We start from the raw sequence: 17,269 nt of genomic DNA on the forward strand, positions 1-17,269 counted from the left end.
ATCTATTAAGCGTAAAATGATTGCATCTCCAGCAAGTTTAATTACTTATTCAGATTTTTGCTTTTATAATTTTCAAAATTAAATTTCCGAAAATTTTCTTTCCTTAAGGAAATATCGATCATTTTAAACTATGTAAGAATGCTTATCTTCTATAAAGTAATTACACAAATCAACAAAGTCAATTTCAATTATTGATTCTGGAAAACTATCTAAAGAAGCACAACAAGAAAGCTTATAATCTTTACCAATAGTAAACTTTTTATAATAAACCTCATTAGATAGCATGTCACCATAAAATATTGTATTTTTTTTAATAACAAAAGAGTTTAAAGGTATAGTTAGTCCTTTCCCTATCCATTTAACAAAGCTTTCTTTTATAGTCCATAATTCATAAAACACATCTAATTGTTGTTCTACATTTAATGAATTTAAATAATTAAATTCTTCCTCAGTAAAAATATTTTTAATCATTGTAGTATCTATGGGCCGGACTTTTTCTACATCTATTCCTACTTCTTCCTCATGAATAGCTCCAACAACCCAACTTTCGGAATGTGATATATTAAAATGAAAATTATTTAACTCATCAACATAAGGCTTTCCATATTCATTGTATTTATATTTAATATCTTTATTTTCTTTTGAGAAATTTGTAGTAATTAAATATCTTATTATAATATCTCCAATTAAGGCGCTATATTGGTCGGTCTTTCTTTTATATTTCTGTATTTTCATCTGCTTTTCTTTTGAGACCAAATGCATAAGTTTCTGCATAATATTATGTTCTATATTTCCTGGCACACGTACCTTATATATATTCATTATTTCCTTCCCACCTAACATCTTATATAAATTTAAAAACTCTCAATGAACAATTCCTATTTATTTTTGATAATAAAAAACATTTTCAGAGGATAATATTCTATTTCACATTCATATTTTCCACTTATTTTCCAATCTCTTTATATTTATTATTGAATGGGCTCAAAGAAAAAAGTCTCATAATATGTTATACACGAATTTATGAGACTTTTAGAAAACTAATAGTGTACAATTTTAAATAATATTTCACTTATTTACATGTGCTAATAAGAGCATTTGTTTAAAATTCATTTTTATACTCTTTACCAATTCATGAATATGCGGTTTCTCTAACATACTCAGATGGGAACCTGGCACTTGCAAAGCGTATACTTCCCCTGATGTATATTCATTCCATCTGTTATAATCTACTAGTGGGTGAATGTCATTAATAGATGCATTAAATAGAAAGATATCTGCTTTTATTTTTTGTTTACAATTATATTTTAGGTATGCATATCTATTAGCTATCATTACTTTTAACTTATTCATCATTGGATCTTCAAAATTTTGCTGACAACTATTTGCATTCAATGTAAATTTTTTCAGTAAAGATTCTATTAATTGTTCTTCACTCATTTGCTCAAAACTATTTTTCTCAATCCCTAACTGATCATTGAATTTTTCCAATTCTTCAAATGCATTCCTAATATTTAAACTAAGAATCTCCTTACCTTGTTCAATAGGATGAACATCAAGTAAACCTAGAAAACTAACTTTATCACCTAGTTCTTCTAATTTTCTAGCCATTTCAAATGCAACTATCCCTCCAAAAGACCATCCTAATAAAGTATATGGCCCTTCCTTTTTTACTTGTTTAATCTCTTCTATATATCTTACCGCCATTTCCTCTACAGATAAGTTTGGAAATCTACAATCATCATATCCTATAGATTGTAACCCATATACAGTCTTATTCTCTCCTAATTCTCTAGCCAAATCATAATAGTTTAATATACCCCCGCCTTGCCCATGAACAATGAACCATTGACTATCCTTGTTTGTTCCATTTTGAATTGGAATTAAACACTCACTGTCTATTCCTTTATTCCTACTTATTACATCACTTAATTGTTCAATAGTAGCCTTTTGAAATAATAAACTTAATGGCAGTTGCACATTAAACATTCTCTTGATATTTTCGAATAACTTTAATCCCTTAAGAGAATGACCACCTAATTCAAAGAAATTATCATTTATACCAATATTATTTACGCCTAATATACTACTCCAAATATCAATTAAACTACTATCTATTTCATTTCTTGGTGGTACATAATTACTATTGCTCATTGTATTTAGCTTTGGTAACTTGCTTCTATCTATTTTCCCATTTTGTGTTAATGGTATATTGTGAATTGGTATGAGTTGTTGAGGTATCATATAATGTGGTAACTTTGTTGCCAAATATGCTCTTACCTCTGGAATACTAATATCTTTTTCGGTAACTACGTATGCACATAAATACTTTTCTCCATCTTCATCTTCTTGATCTATTACTACGGCCGTTTTGATTGTCTCATATTTTAACAAACTCGCTTCTATCTCACCTAGTTCTATTCGATATCCCCTTATTTTTACTTGATGATCGACTCGGCCCAAGTATTCAATGTTACCATCAGGTAGCCACCTTGCTATATCCCCTGTTTTATATAGTTTCTCACCTCGTTCAAATGGATGATCAATAAATTTATCTCCTGTTAATTCTTTTCGATTGATGTATCCTCTAGCTAACCCTATGCCAGAGATACATATTTCACCTGGAACACCTATAGGTTGTATCCTATGAAATGAATCCAATATATAAATTTTAGTATTTAACAATGGTGAACCTATCGGTACGTTTTGTGTTGTAATTTCTTTATTACTCTCATATCGATAAGATGTACAACAAACTGTAGCCTCTGTAGGTCCGTATCCATTTAATATTTGGAGGTTCCCCCTAAATAGATGATCGTATTTTGCGAGTAATTCTGTTTTAATGGGTTCTACTCCCACAAGTAGCTTATTTAACACTATCTTCTGGTTATCTCTAACAAAATAATCATATATTTCATTTAATAAAGTAGGTGGAATATATGATAATGTAACCTGTTCTTCAAGAATGACTTGTACAAGTTTTGATACATCAAACTTCTCACCTTGATAAATAGTCATTCTTGCGCCATATATTAATGGGACAAATATCTCAAAAATAGTAACATCAAAAGAAATACTACTTGAGAATAGAACGTTATCAGTTATCCCTATATCTTTAGAGAAATCTTCATACATTGCACACAAAAAATTAGTCAAGGATCGATGTTCAATCATTACTCCTTTAGGTTGTCCTGTAGAACCTGATGTATAAATAACATACGCTAAGTTGTGAGATTCTATCATCATTTGCATGTCTTCTCCTGGTTCTTCTTCAAAAGACATATCCATTAGATCTATTACATTACCTTGGAATTCTATCCCCTTTATAATAGAGTTTTGATGTACTAATACATGTGAACACCCACTGTCTGTCAGCATATATTCCACTCTTTGTTTTGGTAAGTCGGTATCAATTGGTAAATACGCCCCACCTGCTTTTAAGACACCTAATATACCTATAACCATCTCGATGGACCGTTCCATCATCACACCAACAATGGATTCTCTTTTAACTCCTTGGTCTAATAACCTTCTCGCCAACTGATTAGCTTTTATATTTAATTCATTATATGTAATTCCTTTTTCATTACATACAACGGCTATTTGATTAGGGTTCCGTTTTACTTGTTCTTCAAACATTTTATGCACTAATAAATGCTTAGAATTTGAATTCTCTTTTTTGTTAAATTCATTCATAATACAATGTTCTTCTTCTATAGATAACATATTAATATTGCGCAATCGTACTCTAGGGTTATTAGTTACTTCCTCAACTATATTTGTAAAATGTACCATTAACCTTTCTATTGTCTCCGCTTTAAATAACTTAGTACTATATTCTACTTTTAAATGAATGTTATTATCTATTTCCGTTGCTACTAATGACAAATCAAATTTTGAAACTGACTGCTTAAACGGATACGGTGTAAATTCTAATTCACCAATAGATATTGGATTCATATCCATGTTTTGAAAAACAAACATGGTATCAAATAATGGATTTCTACTTGTATCCCTATGCAAGTCTAAACCTTCTAATAGTTCTTCAAAAGGATAGTCTTGATTTTCATAAGCTTCTAATGTATTGAGTTTTAATCTACTCAAAAACTCAATAAACTCATCGTCATTTTCTAGATAATTTCTCATTACCAAAGTATTAATAAACATACCAATCATATGATTAATATCAGAATGAGACCTTCCAGCAATAGGCGAACCTACAATAATGTCTTCTTGACCTGTGTATCTAGATAAAAGTATGTTATAAATGGCCAATAAAATCATATATGGCGTGGTACCAGTTTCAGTTGCTAGCTTATTTACTTTAAAAGTTAAATCTGTTCCCAAATTAAAAGAACAAACATTACCTTTAAAGCTTTGTATAGTCGGTCTTTGAAAATCGGTTGGAAAATTTAAAACCGGGAGTTCTCCTTTTAAAGTTGTTAACCAATAATTCTTTTGTTCACTAATTAGATTCTTATAGTAAGGTCCATTTTGCCACATCACATAGTCTTTGTACTGCACTCTCAATTTTGGAAGCTCATTTCCTTTATACAATTCTACAAACTCTTTTATTAATATCCCCATTGATAAACCATCAGATATTATATGATGCATATCTACTACAAGGATATGTCTTTCTTCTGCTATCCTTAAAAGCAACACCCTTAATAATGGAGGTTTTGATAAATCAAATGGACTTATAAACTCATGTATTAAATAATCCGCATCTTTTTCATTTACATGAACGTATTCAATATTGAAATCTACATTAGGCTCAATTTTCTGCACTAATTCCCCATCTAAAATTTGAAAAGAAGTTCTTAATATTTCATGTCTCTCAATTAAAGATTGAAATATATTTTCAAACTTATCTTTACAAATATCCCCTTCTACTTTAAGTATTGTGGGCATATTATAAGTTGTATTTGTACCATCTTCTAATTGATCTACTATAAACATTCTCTTTTGTGACGTAGAAGCTAAATAATACTCTTGTTGTTTTACAGGTTCTATGGAAATATAATTACTTTTTTCCATTTCTAATATACATTTTGAAAAATCAACCAAAACAGGAAACTTAAATAGGGATTTAATAGATAATTGCACATTAAATTCTTTATTAACGATAGAAATTAGCCTAGCAGCCTTTAATGAATGACCACCTATCTCAAAAAAGTTATCCTGTATTCCTACCCTTGGAATTCCTAAAACATCTTTCCAAATTTCAACTAATTTTCTTTCTGTAGAAGTTGTCGGCTCTATATGACTAGATTTTATATTATAAATAGGTTGAGGTAATTTTTTTCTATCTATTTTTCCGTTTTGTGTTAACGGTATGTTTTGAATGGGTATGATCTGTTGAGGTATCATATAATATGGTAACTTTGTTGCTAAATATGCTCTTACCTCTGGAATAGGAATATCTTTTTCTGTAACTACATACGCACATAAATACTTTTCTCCACTTTCATCTTCTCGCTGTATTACTACGGCGGTTTTGATTGTCTCATATTTTAACAAACTTGCTTCTATCTCACCTAGTTCTATTCGATATCCCCTTATTTTCACTTGATGATCAACTCGTCCCAAGTATTCTATGTTACCATCAGGTAGCCATCTCGCTATATCTCCTGTTTTATATAATTTCTCACCATGTTCAAATGGATGATCAATAAATTTATCTGCTGTTAATTCTTTTCGATTGATGTATCCCCTAGCTAACCCTATGCCAGAAATACATATTTCTCCTGGAACACCTATAGGTTGTAGCCTGTGAAATGAATCCAATATATAAATTTTAGTATTTAACAATGGCGAACCTATTGGTACGTTTTGTGTTGTAATTTCTTTATCCCTCTCATATTGATAAGATGTACAACAGACTGTAGCCTCTGTAGGTCCGTATAAATTTAATATTTGGAGGTTCCCCCTAAATAGATGATCGTATTTTGCGAGTAATTCTGTTTTAATTGGTTCTACTCCCACGAAAAGTTTATTTAACGATATCTTCTGATTCGCCCTTACAAAATAATCATATATTTCATTTAATAAGGTAGGTGGAATATATGCTAACGTGACCTGTTCCTCAAGAATGACTTGTACAAGTTTTGGTACATCAAACTTCTCACCTTGATAAATAGTCATTCTTGCTCCATATACCAATGGGACAAATATTTCAAATATGGTAACATCAAAAGAAATACTACTTGAGAATAGTACATTATCAGTTATCCCTATATCTTGAGAGAAGTCCTCATACATTGCACACAAAAAATTAGTTAAGGAACGATGTTCAATCATTACCCCTTTGGGCTGGCCTGTAGAACCTGATGTATAAATAACATATGCCAAATTTTGAGGTTCCATCGTTATCTGCAAATCTTCTAATTGTTCTTCTTCAAAAGGAATATCCATTAGATTTATTACACTACCTTGAAATGCTACTCCCTTTATAATAGAGTTTTGATATGTTAGTACATGTGAACACCCGCTGTCTGTCAGCATATATTCCACTCTTTGTTTTGGTAACTCGGTATCAATCGGTAAATACGCCCCACCCGCTTTTAAGATACCTAATATGCCTACAATCATCTCAATAGAGCGTTCCATCATCACACCAACAATGGATTCTCTTTTAACTCCCTGGTCTAATAACCTTCTCGCCAACTGATTAGCTTTTATATTTAATTGTTTATATGTAATTTCTTTTCCATTACATACAATCGCTATTTGATTAGGATTCTGTTTTACCTGCTCTTCAAATAATTGAGGAGCTGTTACAGTCTCACAAAGTAATGTTTTATGAACTCTAGTCGTATGATTGAAATCAAATAATATTTGATTCTTTTCTGTTTTAGGCATTACATCTAGATCCATTGCAGATTTATTTGGATCTTTCATTAATATATCTAAAATATTATATAAATGATTAACTATTCTACTAACTAATCCTTCACTATATAAAGTAGAATTGTAATCCACTTGAACCTTTAACTGTTCTTCATTTTTCATAAACCTAATAACCATATCAGAGTTTATTTTATCTGTACTCTCATAACAATGAATATCATCTAACATTACTATTGTATTTAATAAGGGAAGATTATTACTCTCTCCATCTAGACTTAATAATTGAGTAAGTTTATTAAAAGGAAAATGACAATGTTCATTTGACTCTAAAATTGTTTCTTTAATTTTATATATTATTTCTTTAAAATTATCTTCTTGATTTATTTGAGTACGTAATAATAAAAAGTTGTTTTGAAAAACCGTCTCTTCTTGACCTTGTTTAAAAACTGGCATTCCAATTACTACATCATCCTTATCGGTATATCTACTTAAGAGATATTTCACGCCTGATAATAAAATAGTGTACAGTAACATATCAGAATTATTGCTAATTGCTACAGCTCTCTTCGCAATATCCGATGGGAATTGACAATAATAACTTTCTTTAGAAGCCTGAATATTATTTAAAGACAGACAATCACAAGGAAATCTACTTAACTCAACATCACCTGATAACTTGTCTAACCAATATTCTTTTTCTTTTTTAAATTTTTCACTAGATAATAAAACCTGCTGGGTAAATTTATCAAGCATTTTTTCTTCCCACCATTCTCTATGATATTGATACTAAATACTACATATTTAGTGGTTATGTTCCCCATAGACCTATCCGTTTTATCATGAGGGGGCACAATCATACTCGTCATTGGGAGTTTTCTTCCTCAGTAATAAAACTCCCAATGACGACCAATTAGATTGCTACTTTAACGATAGAAGTTTCACATAAAGCATAGAAATGCACTTTTCTCTTACTCAGATACATCTCTTAATTTTTTCACTTCACAGATTTTACCCTATCTAGTATTTTCATAATTAACTCGCCCACGATGTCAGCTTGATGTAGTAAAAACATATGACCACCATTAACTGTTAGAAAATGAACCTCATTGCCCCATTCTACCCACTTCTTAGCCCCTTTTACTGTATAATTAGAGTCTGTTGTTCCACTAATAATATATAGGGGCGCTTTCAACAATGTTGTGTCATCATTTATATAATTCTCAATGGCACGAAAGTCTGATCGAATAACTGGAAGGATATAGTTTAAAAGCTCCTGATGTTGTAATACTTCATCCGGTAATCCTCCCAAAGACTTTATATAATCTATAAAGTCTTTATCATCTAAATGATTTGTTTTTCTTCTTATTTCCGGTGGATTCATAGCAGAGATAATAACATTTTTAGGATTTATGCCCTTACTTTCTAAAATTTGAGCCATACGGTGAACTATAATTCCTCCCATGCTATGGCCAAATAATGTAACCTCTCCCTCTAAAATTGGTTGCATCTCCATTAAATATAAATTAACAAGATCATCTATGTTATCAACTAGTGGAGAAAGATTAGGACCATGGCCTGGAGGATCAAATGAAATAAGTTTTATATCTTTCGGTAAATAATTCTTTAAAGGTAAAAAAGAATTCGAATAGCCCCCAGCATAAGGAACACAAACCAAATATTTGTTACTATTCAATCCTGGCGATAAATCTTTCATTAATTTTCTCAAGTGACTTCTCCTTTATTAAATAAAATTTTCATCAAATAGTTGTTTAATCAAACAAATTATCAATTTCTTCATCACTAAGGTTTAAGGTTTCAAAATCTGATGAAGTAAATTCTTTTGTTTGCATTTGACAACAGGATTGGATATATGTCTGTAGTCGTTCTAGATAATCTGAAAATAAATTTTCTACAAAATTCTTTTGAAAATGACTTGTACTAAATGTCACATGAATTTCTAAGCTTTTATTCTTAACCATGGCCACAATATCCAATAATGCAGTAATATGATTATCTTTTGATTGTTCACTGCCACTTTGATAATCAACAATAGTCAACCATCCATCCCCGAGAGAATTATCTATCTCTCCTAAATAGTTAAAACGAATTATATTTTGAGTTAAATCTTTGCAAGAAGGAAACTTCTCTTTAAGAATTCCATATCCAATTCCCTTATTAGGTCTTTTACGAACCTCTTCTTTAACACTCTTTATTTGATTAGCAATATTATGCGAAACTTTTAATACAATAGGATACATCGTTGTAAACCACCCTACTGTACGTGAAATATCAAGATGCTCAAATAATTCCTCTCGACCATGACCTTCTAACTCAAATTTAATTTGATCTTGGTTTGTATATTTACCTAAATTTTCTGTCAATACAGCAAGTAACAACTCCATTGGTTGTGTATTGTAAGGCACATTTGCAGTAGTTAATAGTTTTCTTGTATCATCTGCATTCAATGTAAAGGTAAGAGTCGTACAACTTTCAACAGTACTATTTTCTTTTTCTTTATTAATTTGAAAATTATTATCTAGCGTGTTATCTATGGATTCCCAATAATCTAATTCAGCATGTACTAAATTAACTCCTCGACTATTTAAAGCTTCAGACCAATCTTGGAAAGAGTTAGTTTTTAATGGTAGCGATGGAACTTCTCCTAAATACAAGCTATTCAAACATCGGTTTGCATCTTCAATTAAAATACGCCAGGACACAGCATCAACAATAAGGTGGTGTGCAGTTAATAATAACAACTGTTGATCATTTGAAAGCTGGAATAAGGCCCCTTTAAATAATGGTCCTACATTCAAATTTAAACTTCCTTTTAACTCTTCACCTTTTATATGAACCTGATTCAAAGCCATTTCAATTGGAATTTCAGACAAATCAAACATGGTAACCTTAGAATCAACAATGGACATATCTTCGTCATAATAGAAGTAATCCTGCTTATCCTCATACCTTAACCGTAACAAATCATGATGATGCATGATCGTATTTAACATCTTATTAACATATTCTTCTTTAACCGGCTTCTTCAAAGACAGTAATACCGATTGATTCCAATGATGCGGGTTCTTAAACTGTTGATCAAGGAACCAACGCATAATAGGAGTAGGCTCTACCTTTCCTGTTACCAATGTTTGTGAGACTGTAACATCTTTTTGTTTAACTAACATTGCTGCCAATTCACTTACAACTGGATAATTTAGTACATCTTTAACTCTAACTTTCCATCCCAGTTCTTGTAATCTAGCGCTCACTTGGATCGCTTTAATAGAATCTCCACCTAAATGATAAAAATTACTATGCAATTCGATTCTATCAGTCTGTAATATTTCCTTGAGAACTTCACTAACCATTCCAGTAACATCTTCATCTACTTCTTCTAAATGAGTATGATTAGAACCGTTATTTAACATCGGATCTGGCAACGCTTGACGATCTACCTTTCCATTGATAGTAAGCGGTAGCTGATCCATATAGATAAAAAATGAAGGAATCATATAACTTGGTAGCATATGCGAAATAAAACTGCGTATTTCTATATTTTGAACACTGTCTTTCAAAACAATGTATGCAACTAGATGATTTGAATTATCCTCACCTTGCCAATTCACCACTACTACATCTTTAACAGACTTGTGTTGTAACAGTGCATTCTCAACTTCCCCTATTTCAATACGATATCCTTTAACTTTCACTTGAGAATCCATCCGTCCTTGATACTCAATTAATCCATTTGGCAACATGACAGCTAAGTCACCACTTCGATACATCTTCTCACTCGAAATAAATGGATTGGATAAAAAACGTTGCGCTGTTAAATCCGGACGATTTAAATAACCTTTAGCTACCCCATCACCCGATATATAAATTTCTCCTTTTACACCAATAGGAACCGGCTGAAGATTCTTATCCAATAAATATATTTGAACATTATCAGCTGGTGTACCAATTGGTACGGATGCTCTTCGATCTAGATCTGGATCATAACGATGAATCATACATCCAACCACAGTTTCAGTTGGTCCATATTCATTAATTATTTCAACTTTACCGCTAAAAAGATCATATATCTTTTCGGCTACTGAGGTTTTCAAATCCTCTCCACCCACAATCAATCTGCGAAGAGATGAAACTCTTGGGGGTGAATAGTTATTTAACAATGCTAAATGTGAAGGCGTAACTTTCAACACTGTTACTACATTTTCCTTGAGTATTTTTGACAAAATAAACTCATCTTCATTATCATGATATATTACTAACAATAAACCACTTATTAAAGGAGTGAATATTGAAGTTACTGTTAAATCAAAAGAAACGGATGAATATAATGCAAAAACATCATTTTCACTACTAATATAGTTCTTTTTAGCCCAGGAAATATAGTTAACCAATCCACATTGAGTGATTACAGTTCCTTTAGGATTCCCCGTGGTTCCAGAGGTATAAATTATATATATTGGATCATTTGGTGCATTTACTAGGTTTAGATTGGCATTATCTCCTTCATAAAGTTTCTGATCACATATATTAATTTTCTCACCTAAATATTCTAAATTACCCTCATTTGTATAGTCAGTTAAAAGTAATGTTGTGCCGCTATCATTCAAAATATAACGAATTCGGTCCTCTGGGTAGGAAGGATCTATAGGCAAATATGTACCTCCAGCCTTAATAACTCCCCAAATTGCAATTACTATCTCAAGTGAATGTTTAGCTAGTATACCCACGACTTGACCATTTTTGACTCCTTTTTCTCGTAACTTTCTTGCTAACTGATTAGATTTCTTATTTAATTCAAGATAAGTCATTGATCTATCAGCATGTTGAATTGCTATTTTTTCTGGTGTCTGTTTTACTTGTTCTTCAAATAATTCTTGAATAGTTTTTTCTTTCGGATACACAACAGCTGTATTGTTAAATTTCTCTAACATAAACTTTTGCTCATCATCCGATAACAAAGATAATTCTTTTATCGATTGATCTTCATTACGTAAAACTTGTTCTATTAAAGCTAAAAACCTTTCATGCATACAATTGATTTGATCTTCTTCAAAATCCGCGACTTTATAATCATATTGAATTTCTAAACCTTCATTTGCCCATTCCTTAATAACTAACTGCAATGAATAGGCTTGGTAACCACTGTAAAACTCCACGTTTTCTAAAGAAAATCCATCAATAGTATTTTTAAGTTTTGTATTATAGTAATTCACACTATATTGAAATAAACCATCGTATCCTTTACTAGTCAATTGCAAGTCTTTTACCAATAAGTTATAAGGATAACGCTGGTGAAATAGACATTGTTTTATTTCATGATTTACTCTTTTAATGAAAGATAGAACACTCTCATCTTCATCCACATTTAACCGTAACGGCATTGTGCTAGTAAACATACCTACTATTTTCTTTTCTAGTACACCGGAACGATTTAGTACAGGAGATCCAATGATTATGTCTGATTGATCATACATTTTATGAATATAAATAAGCATAAAGGTTGAAAATAATGTATTCATAGATATTCTATGTTTTTGTATAAAAGACTGTAGAGCAACCGATTTTTCTTTTTCAATTAAAAATATCTTTCGTTTCCCTTCTAGAGAATGAGATGTTTTTGATAAAAAGAAATCTGGCAGATTCATAAATTTCTCATTCCAATAATTCTTATTTTTTACGTATCGAGGGGATTCCAGATATTTCTCCTCTGCTTGTAAATAAGATAGATAAGTAGATTCAACCGTATCATTTATATGCTCATCATTCTTTAACTTAGTGTAAAAATCGATAATTTGACTCGTCATAAGTTGGATTGTCCAACCATCAGCTATAATATGATGAAACTTAACAAAATAGGAGCTTTCTACATCACTTATTTTCAAGAGCACAAATTCAAACAGAGGGCCTCCTTCAAGTGGAATTTGTTTTTGAAATTCATCCTGGGCCCATTTTCTAGCTTCTAAACTTGGATTATGATGATTAGAAAAATCAATTAAACGTATTGGTGTAGGTTCAAATGGTGATATATATTGGTGGGGTTCTCTATGTTGTTGAAAAATCCGTAGACGTAAACCATCATTTTTCTTAATGAATAATTGAATTGCTTTTTCTAAAATTGTAAAATTAATTTCCCCATTAATAAGAACCATCCCTCCGATGTTATACATAGATGTGTTTGGATAAATTTGTTCATTATACCAAACTCTTTTTTGTGGATGCGTAAGAGAATGCTTTACAATTGTTTGTTGCATATTTCCACTTCCCCTCTATCCACATCCGTTGGTGTTTCCGGAAATTGTATATTAATATAGTGAGGATAAGGATTTATATTCTCAAGATTATGTTCTAAAATTAATATTCCATTTTCGTTGCTAGTTTCCTTAAATCCAGCTAATCGGTACGTAACAAACATCATACGGTTACGGTCAGTCTGTCGAAACTCAGCCAAAAAGCGTTTACCTGCCTGTTTTGTCCTTTCCATTAGATATGTGAGGAGTATAGTACCAACGCCACGGGACATTACACGACAAGACATGAGAAGAAGTTTTAGGCAGTCGGCTTCCTCCGTCCTTTTTAAAAGTGTTAAACCAATCTTCCCATAGGAGCCATATTTGTCTGATAACTCACAAACTAATAATAAATAATCTGGATGATTACGATAATAGTTTAATTCATCATAATCATAGGTAATACCAGTCGAATTTAATTGATTCGTACGTACTGTTAACTCCTCTGCACGCTGCAAATCTTCCTCACGAGCCTCACTAATCACAAAATTCATCCCAAGTGAAGCTAAAAATTCTTCTTTTGGGCCTTCATATTCTTCTTCATCCTTCGTTCTCTTAAGATTTTCTAAATACATCAGTCTTCGACGACGTGAATCTTCTGTAATTCTTTTTGGTTGTAGTCGTGGCAAGTCTAATAACGCCTTATATTCATTTACATGTATACACAGAATATCATTATGAACACTCTGTACTTCTTCTAATTCAAAAGGTTGGTCATCAATGAACGCAAAAGTATCAATACCTATGTTTAAATTTTTTCTAATTTTCTCAATGGAACTAGATTTAGAGTTCCAATGAATCTCCGGATATAAAAAATACTCTTCTATTCCAAATTCCCGTAATTTAGCTATTGCATCTTCGTAGTTATTTTTACTAGCAACTGATTGCAGTATTCCACGTCGATCTAATTCACATATAATTTCATAAATTCCAGGTTTTAAAGTAACTGTACCACTCTCTAATAAAACACCATCCCAAATTGTACAATCTAAGTCCCAAACAACACATTTAATTTCCTTACTCATGATAATGCCTCCTTTGTTTTATTCATTTTCACAGTTCCCATCTCCATCACTATAAGCTTATCTGCCAAATGAAAATATTGATCGTCGTGAGTAATAGCAATAATACATTTACCCTTCGCTCGCATTTGAGGTAACAATTCTTCATAAAAGAAGCGTCTATAACCAGGATCTTGATCCGCTGCCCATTCATCAAATAAAAGTATAGGTCGATCTTCCAAATACGTAACCAGCAATGCCAACCTTTTCTTTTGTCCAGTTGATAGTTGCGTAGTAGTAAAGCGCCCATTCTCAATGCCAACCTTGTCACTCAGTTGGAGAAGTTCTAAATAATGATCGATTTCTGCTTTCATTCCTTCTGTATTAATTCCATATAGCCTATCAAAAACATGAAAATCACTCAGGATAGCTGAATAGTATTGATTCAATTCCTCTGGAGCTATTTCTTTTCCATTTAATAAAATGTTACCTTCATTAGGTTCATATAACCCAGTAATCAGTTTTGATAAAGTAGATTTTCCACTCCCATTACCACCAGCAATAAAGACTATTTCTCCAGAATTAAACTCCATGTCTATTGGACCAATACCAAAACCAGTAAAATCTCCATCTTTATTCTTATACTTATAACTTACATTTTGTAGCTGCAAACAAATTGGCACATCTAAGTACTCTTTTGTTGTCGCGATTTGCTCATTTGCCTTTATATGATCTACACTCTTCACCATTTGTTGAATACGTTGCCAAGAAATACGTACATTTACGAGCTGAGGGATACCGCCCAGTATTTCATTAACTGGACCTGTCATATACAGAAAAACGATTACATAGTTACTTATCGTCTCTTTCGGCATATTAACAAAAATTTCTGGAAATACGAAAACTACAATACCAATAACAAAAATGAATAATAGTTCTCCCAGAACAAACACATTTGCAAATTTAATATCTCCTATCGTTCGTTTAACACGATAGTTATTACAGCTTTCATTCATAACTTCTCGAAAATCGTTTCGTTTTCCAGTATGAAGCCTAAGCTCTTTGAAACCATGCCTTAGATCACCAATCAAACGAAAATATACATTCTGAATATCTCTTGTTTCATTCCAAACTTTATCTGCTTGTCGTCCGATCAAAGAATATACCCCTGCAGTAATAAAGATGATACACAAGGATAGTAAAAAGGCATACATATTCATTACACCAAGATAAAGAAAACAAAATAGTAACGTTAATAAACTTGTTCCAGCAGTAACTAATAGATTGAGAGAACGAGAGATAACTTCCGTATCGTTATTTAATGTCGCCTCTATTCGGCCCTTCTCAATCAACTCCAATTTGTAATAAGGAGTCTGTAACAACTTATCTGTTAATTCCATCCTTTTTTCATAAACTAGCTCGTTTGTATACGATACAATGCTAGTTCTAATAATACGTTGTGAAAAGACATACATAACGATTCCAAGTACAAAGTAAAACAACAAGCCATTTTCCAAATTATTTGATCTAACAAACGTTTCATTAATCACAAAAATGAGAAAGGCATTACCAAATCCTGATATTAATCCCAAAACAATTAAAGTCAAAAGCGACTTTCCCTTTTGTCTTGGAAAACAAAGATTTAAGAATGTATGGATAACATAGGCCAAACCCACCCCAGCAATTGCATATATTGCAAGTACAACAGTTGAAGGAGCCCAAACTTTTATAAATGCCCACGGAAGCCCTCCAAACAAGAGATTTGGTAGTTGATAAAGTGCATAAATCATTAGCCCATATATCGCAACAACTAATACCATATGTAACCATGTTTTTCCCGTTGGTAATATAAACTTTCTTTTTCTAAAAATAATCTCCCTAATTAAATGAAATAACATGACCAATAACGTTAGTAAACACAAAGATGAGATCACAAATAAGGCTGTTCCTATTTGATCCGTTTTCTTATATTCATCATAGAGTAACGGTTTAACTTCTTTATCTATCATCATATTTAAAAGACTGCTACCGATATAGTAAGTGTAATTACTATTCAGATTTGCTAGTACTACGACCCCTATCTGTTCCTCATCACGGAAACCAATATACGATGAATAATTTGGGTTACTTCCACCATGTGAAATTTCCCCTCCACCACTTTGATAGACCTCCCATCCAGCTGCATATGAAGCTCCATTGCTATCTGGGGCAACCTTTCTATTCGCTTTATGAGAATCGTTAATCAATTCCTCCGGAAACATCCTAGGCTTTTCAACCCCAAGCTGTAATTTTAACCATCTTTCCATATCATTTATATTTGAAATAAAATATCCAGCCGGTGTATTCCCCCTATAATTAGGAGCGTCATAGGGTAATGATTGTAAGAAATTACGCTTGTAACCTTGGGCCATGTTATCTAATGGGGCCATCTCACGTCCAGCGTATGTACTCAATAAATCCAACTTTGATAGCACATGATCTTGAACATATCTTTCAAATGATTGATTAGTTGCCTTCTCGATTACTAAGCCTAATAGATCGTAGTTAACCGTAGAATATTCAAAACTGCTACCCGGCTCTCGGTTTAGTCCTATTGGCATAACATTTCTAATCGTTTTCTCAATAGAATCTTTGCCATTGGTTATAGGAATATATCCTATGGCCTTTTCCGGTATTCCACTAGTATGGTGTAATAAGTCATAAAGTGTAATTTCATAAGGTTTTCCTTTATACTCCATTTCAAACCATGAAACATATTTAGTTAAAGAATCACTAAGTTTAATTTTCCCTTCTTTTTCTAGCTGCAATACAGCTAATGCCGTAAAAGCTTTTGAAGTAGAACCTAGCTCGAAAAGCGTCTCATTCGTAACTTGACGTTTTTTGTCTGTATTGGCATAGCCATAATTCTTCTTATAAATCGTTTCGTTTCCTTTTACAATTACTACTGAAAGTCCAGGAATACCCGCTTGAGATATTTGTTCTTCTATATGCTTCTGTATTTTCTTCTCATTAAACTGTACCGTTTCCTGTGCTTCCACCTGTCGATAAGGGAGTACTATTAAAGTCATTAAAATGATAAACTTCAACCATATGTTTAACTTCATATTTTTAGCC

Annotated in this window: 6 protein-coding genes; all 6 read right to left on the reverse strand. The window is 32.0% G+C overall.

Features of this window, described 5'->3' with window-relative positions:
• Nucleotides 1–123: 123 nt before the first annotated feature.
• The 6 genes from EBQ15_RS19125 to EBQ15_RS19155 all read right to left on the reverse strand — a co-directional run bounded on the left by EBQ15_RS19125 (nt 124) and on the right by EBQ15_RS19155 (nt 17,259).
• A complete protein-coding gene (locus EBQ15_RS19125; protein ID WP_001028931.1) occupies nt 124–822 on the reverse strand; it encodes a 4'-phosphopantetheinyl transferase family protein in 699 nt (232 codons plus the stop codon).
• A 246-nt stretch (nt 823–1,068) separates the two neighbouring features.
• A complete protein-coding gene (locus EBQ15_RS19135) occupies nt 1,069–7,605 on the reverse strand; it encodes an amino acid adenylation domain-containing protein (protein WP_000884570.1) in 6,537 nt (2,178 codons plus the stop codon).
• A gap of 241 nt (nt 7,606–7,846) precedes the next feature.
• Complete coding sequence (locus EBQ15_RS19140) at nt 7,847–8,578, reverse strand: thioesterase II family protein (RefSeq protein ID WP_001228849.1); 732 nt, start codon at nt 8,576–8,578, stop codon at nt 7,847–7,849.
• Nucleotides 8,579–8,621: 43 nt separating this feature from the next.
• Entirely contained in the window at nt 8,622–13,118 is a 4,497-nt protein-coding gene (locus tag EBQ15_RS19145; RefSeq protein ID WP_001187891.1) for a non-ribosomal peptide synthetase, read from the reverse strand.
• Nucleotides 13,100–14,179: an HAD-IIIC family phosphatase gene (locus EBQ15_RS19150; protein WP_000031541.1), complete on the reverse strand. Its 1,080-nt coding sequence runs from the start codon at nt 14,177–14,179 to the stop codon at nt 13,100–13,102. The genes EBQ15_RS19145 and EBQ15_RS19150 overlap by 19 nt, the downstream gene beginning before the upstream one ends.
• The gene (locus EBQ15_RS19155) at nt 14,176–17,259 is read right to left on the reverse strand and encodes a cyclic peptide export ABC transporter (protein WP_000773403.1); all 3,084 of its coding nucleotides are present in this window, start codon (nt 17,257–17,259) and stop codon (nt 14,176–14,178) included. The genes EBQ15_RS19150 and EBQ15_RS19155 overlap by 4 nt, the downstream gene beginning before the upstream one ends.
• Between the last annotated feature and the right edge of the window lie 10 nt (nt 17,260–17,269).

This window comes from Bacillus sp. 2D03 (assembly GCF_003946765.1).
GTDB classification, from domain to species: Bacteria; Bacillota; Bacilli; order Bacillales; family Bacillaceae_G; genus Bacillus_A; species Bacillus_A cereus.

Coding starts and splice junctions, on each gene's coding strand:
- EBQ15_RS19155 (WP_000773403.1), bottom strand. CDS start 17,259: ATGAAGTTAAACATATGGTTGAAGTTTATCATTTTAATGACTTTAATA.
- EBQ15_RS19125 (WP_001028931.1), bottom strand. CDS start 822: ATGAATATATATAAGGTACGTGTGCCAGGAAATATAGAACATAATATT.
- EBQ15_RS19150 (WP_000031541.1), bottom strand. CDS start 14,179: ATGAGTAAGGAAATTAAATGTGTTGTTTGGGACTTAGATTGTACAATT.
- EBQ15_RS19135 (WP_000884570.1), bottom strand. CDS start 7,605: ATGCTTGATAAATTTACCCAGCAGGTTTTATTATCTAGTGAAAAATTT.
- EBQ15_RS19145 (WP_001187891.1), bottom strand. CDS start 13,118: ATGCAACAAACAATTGTAAAGCATTCTCTTACGCATCCACAAAAAAGA.